This is a genomic window from Nocardioides sp. Iso805N (assembly GCF_000364605.1).
Classification (GTDB): Bacteria; Actinomycetota; Actinomycetes; order Propionibacteriales; family Nocardioidaceae; genus Nocardioides.
Map to the genome: position 1 here is coordinate 604,257 of NZ_KB822576.1, position 19,041 is coordinate 623,297.

General features: G+C 71.0%; 18 protein-coding genes. 4 read left to right on the top strand and 14 right to left on the bottom strand.

The features are described from left to right. Positions 1–46: 46 nt before the first annotated feature. From ilvN to ilvD, 9 genes are all read right to left on the bottom strand, one after another. Entirely contained in the window at positions 47–595 is a 549-nt protein-coding gene (gene ilvN / locus H036_RS0107200) for an acetolactate synthase small subunit (protein WP_017934111.1), read from the bottom strand. After that, entirely contained in the window at positions 595–2,361 is a 1,767-nt protein-coding gene (locus H036_RS0107205) for an acetolactate synthase large subunit (RefSeq protein WP_017934112.1), read from the bottom strand. Before H036_RS0107205 ends, ilvN begins: the two co-directional genes overlap by 1 nt. A gap of 243 nt (positions 2,362–2,604) precedes the next feature. Next, entirely contained in the window at positions 2,605–3,288 is a 684-nt protein-coding gene (locus H036_RS0107210) for a VOC family protein (protein WP_017934113.1), read from the bottom strand. Then, positions 3,285–3,701 (bottom strand): VOC family protein, encoded by a 417-nt coding sequence (locus H036_RS0107215; protein ID WP_017934114.1) that lies wholly within the window; start codon positions 3,699–3,701, stop codon positions 3,285–3,287. The genes H036_RS0107210 and H036_RS0107215 overlap by 4 nt, the downstream gene beginning before the upstream one ends. Before the next feature lie 52 nt (positions 3,702–3,753). Then, positions 3,754–4,473, bottom strand: coding sequence for a GNAT family N-acetyltransferase (locus tag H036_RS0107220; protein WP_017934115.1), 720 nt, complete (start codon positions 4,471–4,473; stop codon positions 3,754–3,756). Further along, positions 4,466–4,759, bottom strand: a complete 294-nt coding sequence (locus H036_RS0107225) for a hypothetical protein (RefSeq protein WP_017934116.1) — start codon at positions 4,757–4,759, stop codon at positions 4,466–4,468. The genes H036_RS0107220 and H036_RS0107225 overlap by 8 nt, the downstream gene beginning before the upstream one ends. 89 nt (positions 4,760–4,848) lie before the next feature. Continuing rightward, positions 4,849–5,865, bottom strand: coding sequence for an FUSC family protein (locus H036_RS0107230; RefSeq protein WP_017934117.1), 1,017 nt, complete (start codon positions 5,863–5,865; stop codon positions 4,849–4,851). Positions 5,866–5,877: 12 nt separating this feature from the next. Then, positions 5,878–6,879 (bottom strand): hypothetical protein, encoded by a 1,002-nt coding sequence (locus H036_RS22080; RefSeq protein WP_017934118.1) that lies wholly within the window; start codon positions 6,877–6,879, stop codon positions 5,878–5,880. After that, positions 6,876–8,723 (bottom strand): dihydroxy-acid dehydratase, encoded by a 1,848-nt coding sequence (ilvD, locus tag H036_RS0107240; protein WP_017934119.1) that lies wholly within the window; start codon positions 8,721–8,723, stop codon positions 6,876–6,878. The genes H036_RS22080 and ilvD overlap by 4 nt, the downstream gene beginning before the upstream one ends. Positions 8,724–8,879: 156 nt before the next feature. Here ilvD and H036_RS0107245 point away from each other — a divergent pair, with 156 nt between their 5' ends. Beyond that, positions 8,880–9,614: an HAD family hydrolase gene (locus tag H036_RS0107245; protein ID WP_017934120.1), complete on the top strand. Its 735-nt coding sequence runs from the start codon at positions 8,880–8,882 to the stop codon at positions 9,612–9,614. Then, on the top strand, positions 9,611–12,202 hold the full coding sequence (locus H036_RS0107250; RefSeq protein WP_017934121.1) for a glycoside hydrolase family 65 protein: 2,592 nt from the start codon (positions 9,611–9,613) through the stop codon (positions 12,200–12,202). Before H036_RS0107245 ends, H036_RS0107250 begins: the two co-directional genes overlap by 4 nt. A 40-nt stretch (positions 12,203–12,242) precedes the next feature. On the opposite strand, the gene H036_RS0107255 is transcribed toward H036_RS0107250, so the two are convergent. Beyond that, the gene (locus H036_RS0107255; RefSeq protein WP_017934122.1) at positions 12,243–13,325 is read right to left on the bottom strand and encodes a WD40/YVTN/BNR-like repeat-containing protein; all 1,083 of its coding nucleotides are present in this window, start codon (positions 13,323–13,325) and stop codon (positions 12,243–12,245) included. 18 nt (positions 13,326–13,343) lie between these two features. On the opposite strand from H036_RS0107255, the gene H036_RS22085 reads away from it, so the two are divergent. Then, complete coding sequence (locus tag H036_RS22085) at positions 13,344–14,219, top strand: EamA family transporter (RefSeq protein WP_157417108.1); 876 nt, start codon at positions 13,344–13,346, stop codon at positions 14,217–14,219. A gap of 140 nt (positions 14,220–14,359) precedes the next feature. Next, positions 14,360–14,587 (top strand): hypothetical protein, encoded by a 228-nt coding sequence (locus H036_RS0107265; protein WP_017934124.1) that lies wholly within the window; start codon positions 14,360–14,362, stop codon positions 14,585–14,587. Positions 14,588–14,596: 9 nt separating this feature from the next. Here H036_RS0107265 and H036_RS0107270 read toward each other — a convergent pair whose 3' ends face one another. From H036_RS0107270 to H036_RS25650, 4 genes are read right to left on the bottom strand one after another with little or no spacing between them, the layout of a single operon-like run. Beyond that, positions 14,597–15,463, bottom strand: a complete 867-nt coding sequence (locus H036_RS0107270) for an ECF transporter S component (protein WP_017934125.1) — start codon at positions 15,461–15,463, stop codon at positions 14,597–14,599. Then, positions 15,460–17,061 carry an ABC transporter ATP-binding protein gene (locus H036_RS0107275; protein WP_017934126.1) on the bottom strand — a complete coding sequence of 534 codons (1,602 nt, stop codon included), beginning with the start codon at positions 17,059–17,061 and terminating at the stop codon, positions 15,460–15,462. The genes H036_RS0107270 and H036_RS0107275 overlap by 4 nt, the downstream gene beginning before the upstream one ends. Next, positions 17,058–18,182 (bottom strand): energy-coupling factor transporter transmembrane component T family protein, encoded by a 1,125-nt coding sequence (locus H036_RS0107280; RefSeq protein WP_017934127.1) that lies wholly within the window; start codon positions 18,180–18,182, stop codon positions 17,058–17,060. The genes H036_RS0107275 and H036_RS0107280 overlap by 4 nt, the downstream gene beginning before the upstream one ends. Beyond that, the gene (locus tag H036_RS25650) at positions 18,142–19,041 is read right to left on the bottom strand and encodes a hypothetical protein (RefSeq protein WP_198289908.1); all 900 of its coding nucleotides are present in this window, start codon (positions 19,039–19,041) and stop codon (positions 18,142–18,144) included. Before H036_RS25650 ends, H036_RS0107280 begins: the two co-directional genes overlap by 41 nt.

The following is a 19,041-nucleotide window of genomic DNA, read 5'->3' on the forward strand; positions in this document are numbered from 1 at the left end:
CTTCGGTGTTCATCTGGGGTTCGATGAGGATTCTGGGGTACGCCGCTCAGCTCGCTGCCGGCGGCGCGGGGGTGACGACCGGGCGCAGGGAGCGCTCGGAGATGGAGCGCGGGCCCCGGCCGATCGCGACCATGCCGGACTGCACGAGCTCGCGGATGCCGAACGGCTCGACGACCCGCAGGAAGTCGGCGAGCTTGCCGGCGTTGCCGATCACCTGGATCGTGACGGCGTCCGAGGCCACGTCGACGACCTTGGCCTTGAAGAGCTGGACGGCATCGAGCACCTGGCTGCGGCTCTCCGCGGTGGCGCCGACCTTGACCAGCAGCAGCTCGCGCTGCACCGATGCGTCGGGCTCGAGCTCGACGATCTTGATCACCTCGACGAGCTTGTTGAGCTGCTTGGTGACCTGCTCCAACGGGGTGTCCTCGACGTTGACCACGATGGTCATCCGCGAGATCTCGGCGTGCTCGGTCGGGCCGACCGCGAGGCTGTCGATGTTGAACATCCGTCGGCTGAACAAGGCCGCGATCCGGGCCAGGACGCCGGGCTTGTTCTCGACCAGGACGCTCAGGGTGTGCTTGCCGTCGTTGCCCATCAGATGTCGTCCTCCTCGAACTTCGGCGCGAGGTCGCGCGCGTACTGGATGGCGTCGTTGCTGGCACCGGCGGCGACCATCGGCCACACCATGGCGTTCTTGTTGACCCGGAAGTCGACGACCACCGGCACGTCGTCGATCGCCATCGCCTTCTCGATGGTGGCGTCCACGTCGTCGGGGCTCTCGCACGAGAGCCCCACGCAGCCGTAGGCGTCGGCGAGCTTGACGAAGTCGGGGATGCGCCGGACCGTGCCCGCGCCACCGCCGTGCTTCTGCAGGTTCGTGTTGGAGTAGCGCTCGTTGTAGAAGAGCGTCTGCCACTGCCGGACCATGCCGAGGCTGTCGTTGTTGATCACCGCGACCTTGATCGGGATGCCCTCGATCGCGCAGGTGGCCAGTTCCTGGTTGGTCATCTGGAAGCAGCCGTCGCCGTCGATCGACCACACCGTCGTGTCGGGGCAGCCGACCTTGGCGCCCATCGCTGCCGGGACGGAGTAGCCCATCGTGCCCAGGCCACCGGAGTTGATCCAGGTGTTCGGCCGCTCGTAGCCGATGAACTGGGCCGCCCACATCTGGTGCTGACCGACGCCGCTGGTGTAGATCGCCTCGGGACCGGCGATCTGGCCCAGCCGCTGCAGCACGTACTGCGGGGCGAGCCCGTCCAGGGTGTTGTCGTAGCCCAGCGGGTAAGCCTTCTTCATCCCGGCGCAGAAGGTGATCCAGGCCTCGTAGTCGCTCTCCCTGCCCGCGGCGCGCTCCTGCTCCAGGACCGCGATCAGGTCCAGCAGCACCTCGCGGATGTCACCCACGATCGGGACGTCGGCACGGCGGTTCTTGCCGATCTCGGCCGGGTCGATGTCGGCGTGGATCACCAGTGCGTTCGGCGCGAAGCTGGTGAGCTGGCCGGTCACCCGGTCGTCGAACCGCGCACCGAGGCTGATGATCAGGTCGCTCTTCTGCAGGCCGGCGACGGCCGAGACGGTGCCGTGCATGCCCGGCATGCCCAGGTGCTGCGGGTGGCTGTCGGGGAAGGCGCCTCGCGCCATCAGCGTGGTGACGACCGGGATGCCGGTCAGGTCGGCCAGCTTGCGCAGCTCGGCCGAGGCGCCGCTGCGGATGGTGCCTCCACCGACGTAGAGGACCGGCTTCTTCGAGGCGAGCATCAGCCGCACGGCCTCGCGGATCTGCTTCGCGTGCGGCTTGGTCACCGGACGGTAGCCGGGCAGCTGCAGCTCGGTCGGCCAGCGGAACGCCGTCTGGGACTGCAGCGCCGACTTGGTGACGTCGACCAGGACCGGGCCCGGACGACCGGTGGAGGCGATGTGGAACGCCTCCGCGATCTTCTGCGGGATGTCGGCGGCGTCGGTGACCAGGAAGTTGTGCTTGGTGATCGGCATCGTGATGCCGCGGATGTCCGCCTCCTGGAAGGCGTCGGTGCCGATCAGGTCGGTGCCGACCTGGCCGGTGACCGCGACCATCGGCACGGAGTCCATGTGGGCGTCGGCGATCGGCGTGACGAGGTTGGTCGCACCGGGGCCGCTGGTCGCCATGCACACGCCGACCCGGCCGGTCGCGGCGGCGTAGCCCTGCGCGGCATGGCCGGCGCCCTGCTCGTGGCGTACGAGGATGTGGCGAATCGTCGAATCCATCAGCGGGTCGTACGCCGGCAGGATCGCGCCGCCGGGGATGCCGAAGATGTTCTCGACTCCCGCGGCTTCCAGCGACTTCACCAGGCTCTGGGCCCCGGTGATCGTCTGCTCGCTCATCTCTCGTTCCTCATCTGTGTTCCACTCGGGTTGCTGCGCGTGGCCCCATACAAGCAAAAACCCTCCGGCCCGAGGGCAGCGGAGGGAGACGCGTCGACCGTGAGTCGGTCAGGCGCGTCGCGTGCGTACAAGAATGCTGTGCAGCATGCCTCCACGGTAGCCGGTCGCCGAGCTCCCGTCACCCGAGTCTCTCGCGCGTCCCACTATCTGGGATCAGCATCCCAGATGGTGGAGACCGGTGAGTCAGGGGGTCGTCCAGTCGCGGCCTTCCACGGTGCAGATGCAGGCCTGGTTGCCCTGCGGATCGGCGAGCACCCAGAACCGCGGCGCTCGCTCGTCGCTGACCAGGCGACCGCCCGCGGCCAGCGCCGCATCGATGCGGTCCCGAGCCTGGTCGGCCGGGACCCAGATGTCGGGATGGAACCGCTGCCGCGGCGTCTCGTGCTCCTCGGTGTCCTGGAACCAGACCGTCGGGCCACCGCGGCCGGACGGGTCGTTGATCTCGCCCTCGCGGTGGGCATCGCCGTATCCCAAGATCGCGCGCCAGAACGGCAGCACCTCTGCTTGTGCCCAGGTGTCAAGGCCCCACTCGACGAGCAGCAGAGCCCGCGGCTCCGGATGAGCGCCCGCCTCCCCTGCCGCGGCGCTGACCGCACGTGCCAGCCGCAGGTCGCGGCGAGTGATGCCACCGACGTCGTGACTGGAGAGCCGCACCTCGACATAGCCCCAGCCCACGAGCAGGTCCGGATGGTGGCCGGCCTCCTCCGCCAGTCGGCCGATGGCACCGGCGAGCTCCTGGGCCGCGGCGAAGTCGGCCACGCGGTAGCGCGCGATCACCTGACCGGGCAGGTGTCGGAAGTCGTCGGGCAGGCCGGCGGCGATCTCCTCGCCGTCGAGCCGCTGCTTGTCCTCCGCGGGAATGGTCATGGCAGCACCACCTCTCCGATCGGCCCGGGGTTGTAGGCGATCTCCCACCGGTAGCCATCGGGGTCGGCGAAGTAACCGGTGTAGCCGCCCCAGCCGCGCTCCTGACCACCCATGACAGGGCCCACGCCGAGCTCCTTGGCGCGCAACAGGATGCCGTCGACCTCCTCGCGGGTCGCCACGTTGTGGGACAGCGTGATCGGCGCGATGCCCTCGCCACCGGCGATCGGGCCGACCTCGGCCTCGAACGCGGTGCGGTCCCACAGGCTCAGCACCACATGGGCGCCGACCTGGATCATGACGACCTCACCCTCGACGTACATCGAAGGGGTCCAGCCGAGGCCGTCGACATAGAACTCCCGGGCGAGAGCGACGTCGCGCACCGCCAGGGTCACGAAGCTGATCCGTTGATCCATGCTCCCACTGTTGCACCGGCCACCGACAGTTTCACGGGCCAGCGCGGCGACGTCAGCCGGTGAGCTCGCTCAGGGCCGCGAGCTGGCGACCGTCGGCATCGAAGTTCGCCGGATCGAGCCACGCCCGGTGCGCCGCCCGTACGGCGGGCCAGTCCTCGGCGGTGAGCGCGAACCAGTCGGTGTCACGGTTGAGGCCCTTCACCACCATGTGGTTGCGGAAGCGTCCCTCGTAGGTGAACCCCAGTCGTGCGGCCGCGCGCCGGGACGGCTCGTTGAGGCTGTCGCACTTCCACTCGAAGCGGCGATAGCCCAGGTCGTCCAGGGCATGACCCATCAGCAGGTGGATCGCCTCGGTGGCGGCCCGGGTGCGCTGCAGCCCAGCGCCGAACAGCACGCCGCCGACCTCCACCTGACCGTGCGCCGGCACGATCCGCTGCAGAGAGGCGATGCCAGCCGCCCGGCCGGCGTACGCGCCCTGTTTCGGCACGAAGGCGAAGGTCACCGTCTCGGGCTGGTCGATCACGCCGGCAAGGTGCATCCACAGCTCGGGAAGCGTGCGCGGCATCGACACCGGCCGGTAGGTCCACAGGCCACCGTCGTCGGGGCCGCACGTGGCGGCGAGCAGGTCCGCGTAGTAGGCCGAGACCAGCGGGACGGCCGTGACGTAGCGCCCTTCGAGCGTCACCGGCTCCGGCTCGGGACGCGGCCCCCAATCCGGTACGGGCCGGCCGACAGGGTTGCCGTGGATGTCGTGGTCAGGCTGGTCAGGCACGCAGGCGAGCGTAGCCCTCGGCGTCCTCGGGCGAGCGACGCTGGTGCACCAGCAGATCGAGCACGCCGACGAGCCGCTCCGGCCCGACGAGGTGCTCCAGATCGGCCAGGATCACAGCGGCCAGGTCGGCCTCGCCGTCGGCGGTGTAGACGCCGACGACGTGGCCGAGGTCCGGGTGCACGTTCGCCACGGCGGCCCGTCCCTCGGGCGTATCGACGAGCGCGGCGAGCTGCTGGACCCGTGCGTGCAGTGCCGGGTGCTCGGCCACACGTTCGATGGTGGTCATATCGGTCTCCTCCCGTTCGAGGCGGGATCACCGCCCACGACTGAGAGGTCGGCACCAGGACGGACGACCTGAGATCTAGATCACGGCGATCAGACGGCGCCGGCGCGCGGCCGGACGAACCACCCGATCGCCACTCCGACCGTCACCCCGATGAGCGTCTCCAGGCCCCGATCGGCCAGCAGCATGCTGGTCGGCACCGGTCGGACGATGTTGCCCATCAGGAGGGCCAGCGGCGTGATGAAGGCCAGCGCGAGCGCATAGTTGCGCCCCACCACCAGCTCCGCGAGCGCCTGCAGCACCCCGACGGCGAGGATCGCGGCCGTGCCGTGCATGTCGAGCGAGAGCAACAGCCACGCGACCAGCAGGCCGAGAGCGGTGCCGACCAGTCGGTGCACGCCGCGGATCACCTGCGCAGGCAGCGCCCGGGCTGCGAGCGGCACCACGGCACTGACCATCGCCCAGTAGGGACGACCGATCTCGAACGTGTTGGCCAGACTGCCCGCGACCAGGACGCCCAGGCCGGCGAGCACGGCGTAGCGACCGGCGCCGGCGGTCGAGCCGCCGATGGGAGCGGTGAGCTCCGCGACCTCGCCACGTCGTACCCGACGGAGCAACCCGCCGACGTTGCCGAGGAGGACAGCGAACAGCGCCGAGGCGGCGGAGACCAGCAACGCGGGTACGACGTCGGCGCGCGTCGCCGGCACCGACGCCACGGCCGCGATGCCGAAGACCTGGAACAGCGAGCCCGGCGGGTGCCAGCCCTCGACGGCCGAACGGTAGGCGGCTGCCGTGGCTACGATCGCGGCCACCGGGACGGCGAGCCAGCTGCGGTGGTCGGAGGCGGCGATCAGCGCGCCGACGGTGACACACCCCGTCATCCAGGCACCGGCCACCAGCTGCAGTCGGACCCGGTCGGCATGGGCCCGCTCCCGTCCGTAGAGCGAGGTGAAGGCGCCGAAGGCGGCGTACATCGTCCAGGTGAGGTGCCCGGTGGCGTCGAGCACCAGGAGCGGCACCAGCACGGAGAGTGCCGCGCGCAGCGCGATCCGGTGGGCGCCGTTGCTGGGCCCGATGGCGACCAGGCTCCGCAGCACGTCCGACGGCACGAGGTCAGCCTTTCACTGGAAGCTGACGAAGCGCACCCTCGGGCGCAGCCGGAAGACGTCCCGGGCGCTCATCCGGTGCACGTCGGCCCGGTAGAAGAGCTTGAACCCGAGAGTGAACCGCTTCGGCTTCGCCACCGCATGGAAGGTGGCCTTCTTCTCCCCCGGCGTGCCGAACCCGTCGACGTGCTGGACCATCGCCAGTCCAGGACGACGCTCGACCCGCCCGATGTGCTGGATCATCGTGGTCCGGAACTGATGCAGCACGAGCAGCTTCTGCGGCAGCTGTCGCCGCGCGACCAGTCCGGCCAGCCAGGCGGAGGTCCGGTTGATCTCGCCGGCCGTGACGTGGCCGATCACCCGCCCCGGTACGGCCCCGTGAGCCATCCGCCACTCGGGGTCCAGGGCCAGTCCGACCCATGGATCCTCCAGCGCCCAGCGCCAGCGCTTGGCGACGGTGAGGAAGTCCGAGTGACCGGTCTGGAGATCGAGCAGCAGCAACGCGTTGTTGCGGTGCGCCGCGCGGATGTAGGGCAGCACCTGCTTGCGCTGGAGATCGTGGCTGTAGTCGTGGTCCTTGCCCGGGTGGCGATCGGCGATGCTCACGATCAGCTCGTAGACCAGCTGGACCGGACGGCCCGCCCGCACGAAGGCCCGGCCGGCCCGCGCCAGGTGACGTTGCATCGTCGCCGGCGACGTCTTCCCGAGTACGCCGAGGGCACCGGTGCCGGCGGTCCCGTAGTAGGCGACCAGGAAGCGGTGTCCTCCGAAGATCGTCGACCGGCCGCCCGGCAGAGCCGCGGGCGCCGGGCTGGCGCTGGCCCCCGCGCCGGCGCTGGTCGACGCTCGACTTCTCGGCGACCCGGCTGACGGCGCGGCGCTCGGTGACCGTTCCGTCATCGAGGCAGCGGCCCGGTCACCGCTGCCGCGGTGCGCAACCAGCGCACCGAACGGCGCCAGCACCGCGAGGATGCAGGCGAGGGTGGCGATCAGGACGAGTCGGCGACGCTCGGTCACTCGGGGACGCGGCGGTAGGCACCGTCGGACGCGGACGTCGCCATCGAGGCATAGGCACGCAGCGCCGCAGAGACCTTCCGCTCACGCGAGAGCGGCGTGTAGGGGCGCTCGCGCTTCTCCTGCGCGGCGCGTCGCTGGTCCAGCACGAGGTCGTCGACCTCGAGCTGGATCCTGCGGTTGGGGATGTCGATCGAGATGGTGTCGCCGTCCTCGATCAGGGCGATCAGACCGCCGCCGGCCGCCTCCGGGGAGACGTGGCCGATGGAGAGCCCTGACGTACCGCCGGAGAAGCGGCCGTCGGTGATCAGCGCGCACTTCTGGCCCAGGCCACGGCCCTTGAGGAACGACGTCGGGTAGAGCATCTCCTGCATGCCCGGACCGCCCTTGGGGCCCTCGTAGCGGATGACCACCACGTGGCCAGCCTCCACCTTCTTCGCCAGGATGCCGGCGACGGCGTCGTCCTGCGACTCGAAGACGATCGCCTCGCCGGTGAAGGTCCAGATCTCCTCCGGCACGCCCGCGGTCTTCACGACGCAGCCGTCCTCGGCCAGGTTGCCGTGCAGGATCGCGAGGCCGCCGTCCGCGGAGTAGGCGTGCTCGAGGTCGCGGATACAGCCCTCGGCGGCATCGGTGTCCAGGGTCGCCCAACGGTTGTCGGTGGAGAACGCCTCCGTCGTGCGGACTCCGCCCGGGGCTGCGTGGAAGAGCTCGAGCGCCTCCTCCGACGGGCTCTCGCCGCGGATGTCCCAAGCGCCGAGCCACTCCTCGACGGTCGCCGAGTGGACGGTGTGCACGTCCTCGTTGAGGGCGCCGCCGCGGCGCAGCTCGCCGAGCAGGGCGGGGATGCCGCCCGCCCGGTGGACGTCCTCCATGTGGTACTTCGGGCTGTTCGGCGCGACCTTGCTCAGGCACGGCACCTTGCGTGAGATCGCGTCGATGTCGTGCACGGAGAAGTCGAGCTCGGCCTCGCGCGCCGCTGCGAGCAGGTGCAGGACCGTGTTGGTCGAGCCGCCCATAGCGACGTCGAGCGCGACGGCGTTCTCGAAGGCGGCACGCGACGCGATGGCGCGCGGCAGGACCGACTCGTCGTCGTCCTCGTAGTAGCGCTTGCACAGGTCCACGATCAGCCGCCCGGCCTCCTCGAACAGACCCTTGCGAGCGGCGTGGGTGGCGAGGGTCGACCCGTTGCCCGGCAGCGAGAGGCCGATCGCCTCGGTGAGGCAGTTCATCGAGTTGGCGGTGAACATGCCGGAGCAGGAGCCGCAGGTCGGGCAGGCCGAGCGCTCAATCGTGTCCAGCAGCTCGTCGCTGACGGCCTCGTTGGCCGAGAGCGACATGGCGTCGACCAGGTCGAGCTTCTCGTGGACGATCCCGTCGATCGCGGTCGTCTTGCCGGCCTCCATAGGACCGCCGGAGACGAACACGACCGGGATGTTGAGCCGCAGCGCGGCCAGCAGCATGCCCGGCGTGATCTTGTCGCAGTTGGAGATGCACACCAGCGCGTCGGCGCAGTGCGCCTGCACCATGTACTCGACGGCGTCGGCGATCAGCTCTCGGCTCGGGAGGCTGTAGAGCATGCCGCCATGGCCCATCGCGATGCCGTCGTCGACAGCGATCGTGTTGAACTCCTTGGCGTTGGCACCCGCCGCCTTGACCGAGTCGGCGACCAGCTTGCCCATGTTGCGCAGGTGGACGTGACCGGGCACGAACTCGGTGAACGAGTTGGCGATCGCAACGATCGGCTTGCCGAAGTCGGAGTCGGTCATGCCGGTGGCGCGCCAGAGGGCACGCGCACCGGCCATGTTGCGGCCCGAGGTCGAGGTGGCGGAGCGAAGGGTGGGCATGCCCTCAAGGTTACGCGCTCGGGCTTGGCGCGAGCCTCGTGTCCTTCCCCTCGGACGGGGCCCGCTGTGCGTCGCCGGTGTGACGAGGTGGTGACGAAGCGTCGCGCCCTCTGGACGAGCGGCCTGAAGCGGTCCAGCCTTGGCCAGGTGGGGCCTATGACCTGGGCGCGCTACCGCGCCATCCTGTTCGACCTCGACGGCGTGGTGACGCCGACCGCCGTCGTACACATGCGAGCGTGGTCGGAGATGTTCAACGCCTTCCTGCAGGAGCACGCGCCGGACCAGCCGCCGTACACCGACAGCGACTACTTCGCCCATGTCGACGGCAAGCCGCGCTATGACGGCGTGCGCGACTTCCTGGCCTCACGCGGGATCACCCTGCCCGAGGGCAGCAGCGACGATCCCCCCACGGCCGAGACGGTGCGTGGGCTGGGCAACCGCAAGAACGACGCCTTCAACGCGGTCCTGGAGCGCGACGGCGTCGAGGCCTATCCCGGCTCGGTGGCCTTCCTGGACCACCTGCGCGAGCTCGCGATCCCGCTCGCGGTGGTGTCCTCCTCGGCCAACGCCCCGGCGGTGCTCGAGGCGGCAGGTCTGCTCGACCGGTTCGCGGTGGTGGTGAGCGGTGCCGTCGCCGAGGAGCACCACCTCGCCGGCAAACCCGCCCCCGACACCTTCCTGTACGCCGCCGGCGTGCTCGGCAGCGACCCGGGCGATGCGGTGGTCCTCGAAGACGCGGTCTCCGGCGTACGGGCCGGGGCCGCAGGCGGCTTCGGGCTGGTCGTCGGCGTCGACCGCGGTGCGGGCCACGACACCCTCCGCGACGCCGGCGCCGGACTCGTCGTCGACGACCTCGCCGACCTCGTGCCCGGCTCGGAGGAGAACGCATGAGGACCAACGTCGGCCCCGACCCGATCGACCGCGGCCGCTTCCCCGCCGATCCGTGGCGACTGGTGGAGACCGGCTACAACCCGGACGACCTCGGCCTGACCGAGACGCTCTTCTCCGTCGCCAACGGCTACCTCGGCATGCGCGGCAACGCCGAGGAGGGACGGCCGTCGCACACCCACGGCACCTTCGTCAACGGCTTCCACGAGACCTGGCCCATCCGGCATGCCGAGGCGGCCTTCGGGTTCGCCCGCACCGGCCAGACGATGGTGAACGTCCCAGACGCCAAGGTGATGAAGATCTACGTCGACGACGAGCCGCTCACCTTCGGCACCGCCGATCTGGAGGAGTACGAGCGCTACCTCGACTTCCGCGACGGCGTCCTGCACCGCAACCTGGTGTGGCGTACGCCGTCAGGCAAGCGGGTCCGGATCGAATCCACCCGGATGGTCTCGATGACGCAGCGCCACCTGGGTGTGATGACGCTGGACATCACCATGCTGACCGGCAGCGCGCCGGTGGTCATCTCCTCCCAGCTGATCAACCGGCAGGACGGGCGCGACGAGTACCAGATCGCCGCGCAGGTGCACGGCGACCAGGTCGACCCCCGCAAGGCGGCCGCGTTCGGCGAGCGGGTGCTGCTGCCTCAGATGCACTATGCGACCGACCGCCGCCTCATGCTCGGCTACCGTTGCGCGCGCTCCGACATGACGATCGCGGTGGCGGCGGATCATCAGCTCCAGACCGTGGACAGCCACGAGGCCGTCACGCGCTCGGAGGAGGACCTCGCCAAGACCGTCTACCGGGTCGATGCCACCGAAGGCACCCCGATGCGGGTGGAGAAGACGGTCACTTACCACACCTCGCGCGGGGTCTCGGTGCGCGAGCTGTCCGATCGCTGCGACCGCACCCTGGACCGCGCCAGGCGGCAGGGCGTGCCTCGTCAGATGGAGGAGCAGCGCGGTTGGTTCGAGAGGTTCTGGGAGTCGGCCGACGTCGAGATCGGCCAGCCCGACCCGACGTACGACGGCAGCGCTCGGGCTGCCGAGGAGCAGCACGCGCTGCAGCAGGCGATCCGGTTCAACCTCTTCACCTTGGCCCAGGCCACCGCTCGTGCCGACGGTCTGGGGATCCCGGCCAAGGGGGTCACCGGGTCCGGCTACGAGGGGCACTACTTCTGGGACACCGAGATCTACGTCGTGCCGTTCCTGGCCTACACGCAGCCGGCGATCGCCCGCAACGTGCTCCACTTCCGCTCGGTGATGCTGCCCAAGGCCCGCGAGCGCGCTCGCGAGATGGCGCAGAAGGGAGCGCTGTTCCCCTGGCGCACCATCAGTGGCGAGGAGGCCTCGGCCTACTACGCCGCCGGCACCGCGCAGGTGCACATCGACGCCGACGTCAGCTACGCCCTGATGAAGTACGTGCACGCCACCGGCGACCTCGGGTTCCTGGTGCGCGAGGGCATCGACATCCTGGTCGAGACCTCCCGGATGTGGGCCGACCTCGGCTTCTGGCGACACAACGGCGACCCGACCTTCCACATCCATGGCGTGACCGGGCCGGACGAGTACACGACCGTGGTCAACAACAACCTGTTCACCAACGTGATGGCTCGCTACAACCTCGAGCAGGCCGTCGCCTCCCTCGCCACGATCCGCGAGCGGTTCCCCGACGACTACCGCCGGGTGGTGTCCCGGCTGGCCCTGACGGAGGACGAGGTCGAGGAGTGGGCCCGCTGCGCCGCCGGGATGCACATCCCCTATGACGAGGCGATCGGGATCCATCCGCAGGACGACTTCTTCCTCGACCGTGAGGTCTGGGACCTGCCCAACACCCCGATGTCGGTGCGGCCGCTGCTGTTGCACTACCACCCGCTGGTCATCTACCGGTTCCAGGTGCTCAAGCAGGCCGACGTCGTCCTCGCGCTGTTCCTCCAGGGCGACCGCTTCACCTTGCAGGAGAAGCGCAAGGACTTCGAGTACTACGACCCGATCACCACCGGTGACTCCACGCTCTCGGCCGTCGTGCAGTCGATCGTGGCCTCCGAGGTCGGCTATCACGAGGCGGCGCTTCGCTACTTCCACGACTCGCTGTACGTCGACCTGGGCGACCTTCACGGCAACACCTCGGACGGCATGCACATCGCCTCCACCGGCGGGGTGTGGACAGCGCTGGCCTTCGGCTTCGGCGGCATGCGCGACCACGGCGCCAGGCTCACCTTCGACCCGCGACTGCCGGTCGCCTGGTCCTCGCTGACCTTCCGGGTGCGCTGGCGCGGCTCACGACTGCTCGTCGCCCTGACCCAGGACGAGTTGACCGTCACGGTGGTCGAGGCGGGCGACGAGGCCCACGTGCCGATCACCGTGCGCGGCAAGGAGTACGTCGCCAGCCCCGGCGCTCCGCTGGTGGCCTCGCTCGAGCACCACGGTCCCCGGGCCGACGGGTCCACCGACGACGAGGCGATCACCGGCGGGCAGCGCCCCGACGGCAGCACGATCACCTCGCAGGTGCCCGAGCCGATCCCGTTCCGGGAGATGGCGGAGACCGCCGAGGTGCCGGTGGTCTACGACCCGGAGCAGCCGCTGGTCTGAGGTCACCCGGGTGGCAGGTGGAGCGGCCGCGCCGAGCAGGTCACACCGGCTCCATCACGGCCGCCCGGACGCACATCACGTCCGGAAGGTCCGAGACGAGCTGGCGCCAGCTCTCCCCCTCGTCCGCCGAGCCGTAGACCGAGCCGTTGCGGGCGCCGAAGTAGAGGCCCGTGGGGTCCGCGTCGTCGGCGCACATGGCATCGCGCATCACCGCGACGAAGAACCGGTCCGGCAGGCCGCTGGCCAGCTCCTCCCAGGTCTCGCCGGCATCACGTGAGCGCCAGACCCGTGCCTTCGCCTCGGGCGGATAGCGGTGCTCACCGGCCTGGATCGGGAAGACGTAGAGGGTGTCACCCTCGCGGGGGTGCGCCACCACCGCGAACCCGAAGTCGGCCGGCAACCCCTCCGCGATCGAGCGCCAGCTGCCGCCCTCGTCGTCGGATCGGTAGACCCCGCCGTGGTTCTGCAGGTAGAGCCGCTCGGGGACCGCCGGGTCGCGGGCGATCTTGTGCACGCACTGGCCGAACTCCGGATACTGCTGGCCCTCGGGAAGGAACTCCGCTCGGATGCCCTGGTTGCGCGGCTCCCAGGTCCGGCCACCGTCACGGGTCTGGTAGACACCGCCGGTCGAGATCGCGACGGTGACCGAGTCGGGATCCTGCGGATGCGGCAGGATGGTGTGGAAGGCTTGGCCGCCGAATCCCGCCGCCCACTGCGGACGGTGGGGGTGGTCCCACAGGCCGCGCACCAGCTCGAAGCTCTCCCCACCGTCGGTGGAGCGGAAGACCGCACCCGGCTCGGTCCCCGCCCATACCGTGCGCTCGTCGCTGCCGGCGACGAGCTGCCAGATCCGGGTCACGCTCTCATCGACCTCGTCGGGGAACTTCACCGGCGCCTCCTGCCAGGTCGCGCCACCATCGTCGCTGCGCCTGACCAACGGGCCGAGCCACAGACTCGAGCAGCCCGCGAACAGCCGCGTGCGGCCGCCGCGCCGGTCGAGGAGGGTCGAGTAGACCTCCTCGACGTCGAAGTGCGGACCGTCGAACGTCCACGCCGTACGGTCGCCGTCGGATCGTCCCAGCCACAGACCCTTGCGGGTCCCCACCATCAGAACCGTCGTCATGGTTCCTAGGGTGATCCCGTGACCCCCCAGTTGTCAGCAGGCCCGACCGGAAGGTCCGCACCCTCGCCGGTGCTCTTGGTGGTGATCGGGATCGTGTCCGTCCAGTTCGGGGCCGGCATCGCCAAGTCGCTGTTCGACACCGTCGACCCGACCACCATCACCTGGCTGAGGCTGGCCACCTCCTCGGCGGCGCTGCTGATCTGGACCCGGCCGCGGCTCGGCGGGCGAAGCCGGCGCGACTGGCTGGTCGTGCTCGGCTTCGGGCTCGCCCTCGGCACGATGAACTGGGCGATCTACCAGTCCTTCGCCCGGATCCCGCTCGGCATCGCGGTAACGCTGGAGTTCACCGGCCCGCTCGCGCTGGCCGTGGCGGGCTCGCGTCGGCCACGGGACCTGGCCTGGGTGGTGCTGGCCGGCCTCGGCGTTCTGCTGCTCGGGCTCGAGCCCGGCGACCTGACCTGGAGCGGGGTCGGGTTCGCGCTGCTCGCCGGAGCGGCGTGGGCGGCGTACATCCTGCTGAGCCGGTCCACCGGCGCGCGCTGGCCGGGCATGGATGGGCTGGCCGTGGCCTCCACGGTCGCCGCCATCGGGCTGACACCCCTCGCGCTGGGCGGGTACGCCGCGGATCTACAGCACACCCGGGTCGTCCTGCTCGGCGCGCTCGTGGGGCTGCTGAGCTCGGTCATCCCCTACAGCTGCGAGCTCGTCGCGCTGCGCAGCCTGCGGCCCGCGATCTTCGGGATCCTGATGAGCCTCGAGCCGGCCGCGGCGGCGCTGGCGGGGCTGGTCGTGCTGCAGGAGACGCTCTCGGCGGTGCAGTGGCTGGCGCTGGTGTGCGTGATCGCCGCGTCGGTCGGGGCCACCCGCGACTGGGGCGCGGAGCCGTCGGCCTGACCGCGGCCTGACCCCTACCTGAGACTTCGCCAGTCTGTAACCCACTGTTGAAAATTCAGTAGCGAGGACGGTCTCCCGCAATGTGGGGATGGCCCGTACCGTGGAGGGCACCCACCACTGCACCACCTTCGGGAGTTCGGATGTCCCCGTTCCTCGTGCTGCCCCGTGCCCTGACCAAGCCCCTTCGATGGCCCGCGGACTCGGTCCGCCGGGCCCGACACAACGCCTTCGCCGCCAACGCCGTCCTCGCCGTACGCCGTGCCGAGCGGGAGGAGGTCGCTCGCTTCCTCGACGATCGCGACGTCGAGGCGAGCGCGCCCCGCGACGCTTTCGAGCCCGTTCCGACTCCTCGGCCCCGCCCGCGCTGAGTCGAGAGGTCACCTTCGGCGGGTCGAGAGGTCACCTTCCGCCGTCACGGGCGAACACTCGGCTGACGTCCCGGCCGACGTCTCGACGGTGCCGATGACGGTCGCCCGACGTGCCGCCCGCCGCAGTGTCGTCAACACCGCCGGTCCGAGGACGACCACCGCGACCGCCGTGGTGATCGCGCGGCCGGTGTCGAAGCTGCCGGTCGAGGTCAGCAGGGTGTAGCGCGCGAAGGTCGCCAGGTTCTCCGGCAGCGAGGCGGTGGGGTCGAAGGAGAGGTTGCCGGTGTGCCCCGGTATCGCGATGCCCGCCAGCAGCGGCCAGCCCTGCAGGTTGAGCAGGAGGCCGTAGGCGTAGGACGCGATCACGCCGTACGCCGCGAGCACCGCGATCTCGGCCCGGCCGCGCACCCGACGAGGCAGCAGGCCGGCGCCCATCCCGACCCAGGCGGAGGCCAGCATCTGGTAGGGCAGCCACGGTCCGACACCGGCGGTCATCAACGCGCTCGCGAACAGCGAGGTGCAGCCGAGCACGAACCCGAAGCCCGGCCCGAAGACGCGCCCGGCCAGCACCAGCAGGAAGAAGACCAGCTCCACGCCCGCCGTACCGGCGGAGATGCCGCGCATGACCGCGTTGATGGCACTCAGCACCCCGAGGATGGCCAGCACGCGCGGGTCCAGCCCGCCCTCCCCCAGCTCGGCGAGCACCACCGCGACGATGACAGGCAGCAGGAGCATGAAGACGAACGGCGGCTGGACGGCGCCCCCCGCCCCGTCGCGACCGTGCACCAGCAGCGGCCAGCACAGCATCATCAGGCCCGCGACCGAGGCGAGCGTGAGCACCAGCGTCGATCGCAGCGAGACGCGGATCGCGCTCATCGGGGCAGATCCGCACGCGCCAGCGCCGAGGTGACCTCGGCGACGTGCAGCCACGGCGCGCCGAGCACCTTGGTCACCTGCGGCGCGAAGGCGGGTGACTCGGCGACCACCCGCGCGGTCGGGCCGCTGGAGACGACCTCGCCATCGGCGAGCACCACCACCTCGTCGGCGGTATCGGCGGTGAACTCGACGTCGTGGGTGGCCACCAGCACCGCGTGCCCGTCGTCGGCGAGCCGGCGGAGGATCGCGGCAAGCTGGCGTTTGGCGGCATAGTCGAGCCCCCGGGTCGGCTCGTCCAGCAGTACGACGGCGGGCCGGGCCGCGAGCACCAGCGCCAGGGCCAGCGCCAGCCGCTGCCCCTCGGAGAGGTCGCGCGGGTGCCGATCGTCCGGGATGCCGGCGACCAGCTGATCGAGGATCGCGCGCGCGTCAGGGCCGCCCGCGGCGCACTCCTCGGCGACCGTCTCCAGGTAGAGCAGGTCGGCCGCGGTCTGCGGCAGCAGTCCGACGTGCGCGCGACGCTCGGCCGGCTGCAGCCGGGCCGGGTCCGCGCCGTCCACCACCACCGAGCCGGAGCGACGCGGCTGGCTGCCCTGCAACGTCCACAGCAGGGTGGACTTGCCGGCGCCGTTGCGGCCCATCAGGGCGGTGACGGCTCCGGCGTACAGGTCCAGGGAGACGTCCTTGAGCGCGGCGGTGCTGCCGCGGCTCACGCTCACGGCCTTCGCACTCAGTGCCAGTGCGCCGCGTTCGACGGCGACGGGCGCCGGCGGCTCTGCCGGCAGCGTGAGCGAGCGAGCCCGGCGGCGCGCGTCCCGGACGGTCAGGGGCAGCGGGTCCCAGTCCAGTGCTCGGCCGAGCTCCACGATCGGGGGCACCACCGGCGAGTCGGCGAGGATCTCGGCGGGCTCTCCGACGCGGACGCCGCCGGCGCCGTCGAGCAGGGCGATCCGGTCGGCGAACGGCACCACCCGTTCGAGCCGGTGTTCGGCGAGCAGCACGCTGACACCGAGATCGTGCACCAGCCGCGTCAGGGTCGCCAGGACGTCCTCGGCAGCGGTCGGGTCCAGGGCACTGGTCGGCTCGTCGAGGACGAGCAGACGCGGGTGCATCGTCAGCACCGAGCCGATCGCGACCCGCTGCTGCTGGCCGCCACTGAGGCTGCGCAGGTCGCGGGCTCGCAGGTCGGCGATACCGAGCAGGTCGAGCGTCTCCTCGACCCGGCGGCGCATCGTCGCCGGCGCGAGGCCGAGCTGCTCCATACCGTAGGCCAGCTCCTCCTCGACGGTGTCGGTGACGAAGCCGACCGCAGGATCCTGGCCGACGTACCCGATGGTGGCGGCACGCTCCCGGGGCGGGCTGTGCACGATCGAGCGCCCGTCGAGGAGTACGTCGCCGGCGAGCGTCCCGCCGCTGAATCTCGGCACCAGACCGCACACCACTCCCAGCAGCGTCGACTTGCCCGAGCCGGTCGGTCCGGAGACCAGCACGAGCTCGCCCTCCTCGACGGTGAGCTCCACGCCGGCGAGCACCGGTGTCGCAGCGCCGGGATGGGTGACGGTGATACCCGCCAGCCGGATCAGCTCGGGTGCGTTCATGCCGTGGCCACCGCCGGCTCGGGAGACGCGACCGCCGGGAGCAGCCCGATCAGCGCGCCGAGGAGCGCGACCAGGCTGATCTGAGGCGCACTGAAAACGTCCGGGTGGGCGATGGCGACCTGGTTCTGGCTCACCCACCATCCCGCGGTGCCGACCGCGAGGCCGGACAGCGCGACCACCGTCTCGGGCCAGCGCCACGGGTCCGGTCGGTAGGCGCTGCGCTCGACTCGCCGGCCGGCGACCACCAGCGCGACGACCGCGAGGGCCAAGCCGACGACGACCATCGGGGTGGCCAGCCAGCGCGGCGCGGTGTCGTCGAGGACGCCGTAGGTGCCGGCGCTCAGGCCGAAGAGTGCGAGCAGCATCAGGGTGCCGGTGGCACGACGCTGGGCCGGGCTGGCACCGCCCGAGCGCCCGTAGCCCCGGGTGTCCATGCCAGCCGCCAGCGCCAGCGAGCGCTCCAGGGCGTCTTCGAGCACCGGCACCAGGAACCGGCGCAGCCGCCCCACTCTGCGGGTGTCGCCGGCACGGAGCTGCTGGGCGCGGCGTACCCGCTGCACGGAGTCGGCCAGCTGCGGCAGCACCGTCACCGCGACGACCAGGGCGGTGCCGATCTCGTAGAGCGCAGGCGGGATCGACCGCAGCAGCCGCTTGGGGTTGGCCAGCGAGTTCGCGGCACCGACCGTGATCACGATCGCGGCCAGCCGCAAGCCGTCGTAGAGCCCGGCCAGGAGAGCCTCGCGGGTCAGCGGGCCCAACAGCCGGATGCCGAGCACCCAGCCCGGCAGCGGGATCAGCGGCAGACCGATCAACACATGTCCGTCGACGCCGCCGAAGAGGATGCGGAACAGCACCCGCACGAGCACGATCACCACGCCCATGGCGACATAGATGCGGAACGACCTGCTCCACGGCTGGTCGCCACGCCGCGCGGCCACGACCAGGGCCGCGACGCCGATGACGAGGAGCAGCAGCCAGGGGTTGGTCAGGAACGAGGCGTACGTCGCCAGCCCGATCGCCCAGGCCCACCACGCCAGCGGGTGCAGGTCACGTCGCATCGCATCGACCTCGTGGACGCGGCTATCCGCGGGCGCGACGGCGCGCCACAGCGACTCCGCCACCCGCGGCGAGTACGACGACGACCGCTGCGGGTGCGACCCAGCCGGGCAGCCCCTCCGACCCCGAATCGGTCGAAGTGGTCGCCGAGTCTGCAGAACTGGTCGCCGAATCGGTAGAAGCGGCGGCCGAGCTGGAGGGCGATGCAGTCACCTCGATGGTCGTGCCGGCCGCGCCGCTGGCGCTCGCCGTGGCCGAAGGCGTCGGCGTGCTCGAGGAGGGCACCGCGCTCGGCGACGCGTCAGGAGACAGACTGCGGCTCGCGGTCGCGCTCGGTGTGCCGGTGGGCTTGGTCGCGGGCGTCGCCTTGGCGTGCGACTTCGCGGAAGCGGTGCCCTTCGTCTTGCTGGCGGTCGCCTGCGTCGCCTTCGCGGACGGGCTGCTCAACGGGGCTGTCCGCGTCACCGCAGGAGCGATGCTCGGCGACCGGGTCCCAGCAGCGCTCTGCCAGGCGAACGCGACCGATCCGCCCGCGGGAACATCGAGCCCGCCGACCCCGGAGCTGGCATAGGTCCAGTGTGAGGAGGACCCGTTGGCCCAGAAGAGGCCCCAGTAGCGGTTCGCCGGCGGCATCTGAGGGCACGGGTCCGCCGGCTTCCGGTCGACACTGCAGACCGCGCCGGGCTGGCTCTGCACCCAACTCAAGGTGTGGCCGGCGGCAGCGAAGAGCGACGACGCCTTGCCGCCGCCGCTCACGCAGGTCTGCTTCGCTCCCCCGCCGAGCGCGCCGAAGTCGACGACCACGGCCACGGCCTGCCCACCGCAGCCATCGGCGGCCAGCGCCGGCGTCGGAGCAAGGCTCAGCGGCACGACCGCCCCCAACACGAGGGCGGCCGCGCCGAGAAGTCGTCGCAGGGTGTGCAC

Bases quoted from the DNA above. Each gene is read 5' to 3' on its own strand.
- ilvN (WP_017934111.1), bottom strand. From the start codon at position 595: ATGGGCAACGACGGCAAGCACACCCTGAGCGTCCTGGTCGAGAACAAG.
- H036_RS0107205 (WP_017934112.1), bottom strand. From the start codon at position 2,361: ATGAGCGAGCAGACGATCACCGGGGCCCAGAGCCTGGTGAAGTCGCTG.
- H036_RS0107210 (WP_017934113.1), bottom strand. From the start codon at position 3,288: ATGACCATTCCCGCGGAGGACAAGCAGCGGCTCGACGGCGAGGAGATC.
- H036_RS0107215 (WP_017934114.1), bottom strand. From the start codon at position 3,701: ATGGATCAACGGATCAGCTTCGTGACCCTGGCGGTGCGCGACGTCGCT.
- H036_RS0107225 (WP_017934116.1), bottom strand. From the start codon at position 4,759: ATGACCACCATCGAACGTGTGGCCGAGCACCCGGCACTGCACGCACGG.
- ilvD (WP_017934119.1), bottom strand. From the start codon at position 8,723: ATGCCCACCCTTCGCTCCGCCACCTCGACCTCGGGCCGCAACATGGCC.
- H036_RS0107245 (WP_017934120.1), top strand. From the start codon at position 8,880: ATGACCTGGGCGCGCTACCGCGCCATCCTGTTCGACCTCGACGGCGTG.
- H036_RS0107250 (WP_017934121.1), top strand. From the start codon at position 9,611: ATGAGGACCAACGTCGGCCCCGACCCGATCGACCGCGGCCGCTTCCCC.
- H036_RS0107255 (WP_017934122.1), bottom strand. From the start codon at position 13,325: ATGACGACGGTTCTGATGGTGGGGACCCGCAAGGGTCTGTGGCTGGGA.
- H036_RS0107265 (WP_017934124.1), top strand. From the start codon at position 14,360: ATGTCCCCGTTCCTCGTGCTGCCCCGTGCCCTGACCAAGCCCCTTCGA.
- H036_RS0107270 (WP_017934125.1), bottom strand. From the start codon at position 15,463: ATGAGCGCGATCCGCGTCTCGCTGCGATCGACGCTGGTGCTCACGCTC.
- H036_RS0107275 (WP_017934126.1), bottom strand. From the start codon at position 17,061: ATGAACGCACCCGAGCTGATCCGGCTGGCGGGTATCACCGTCACCCAT.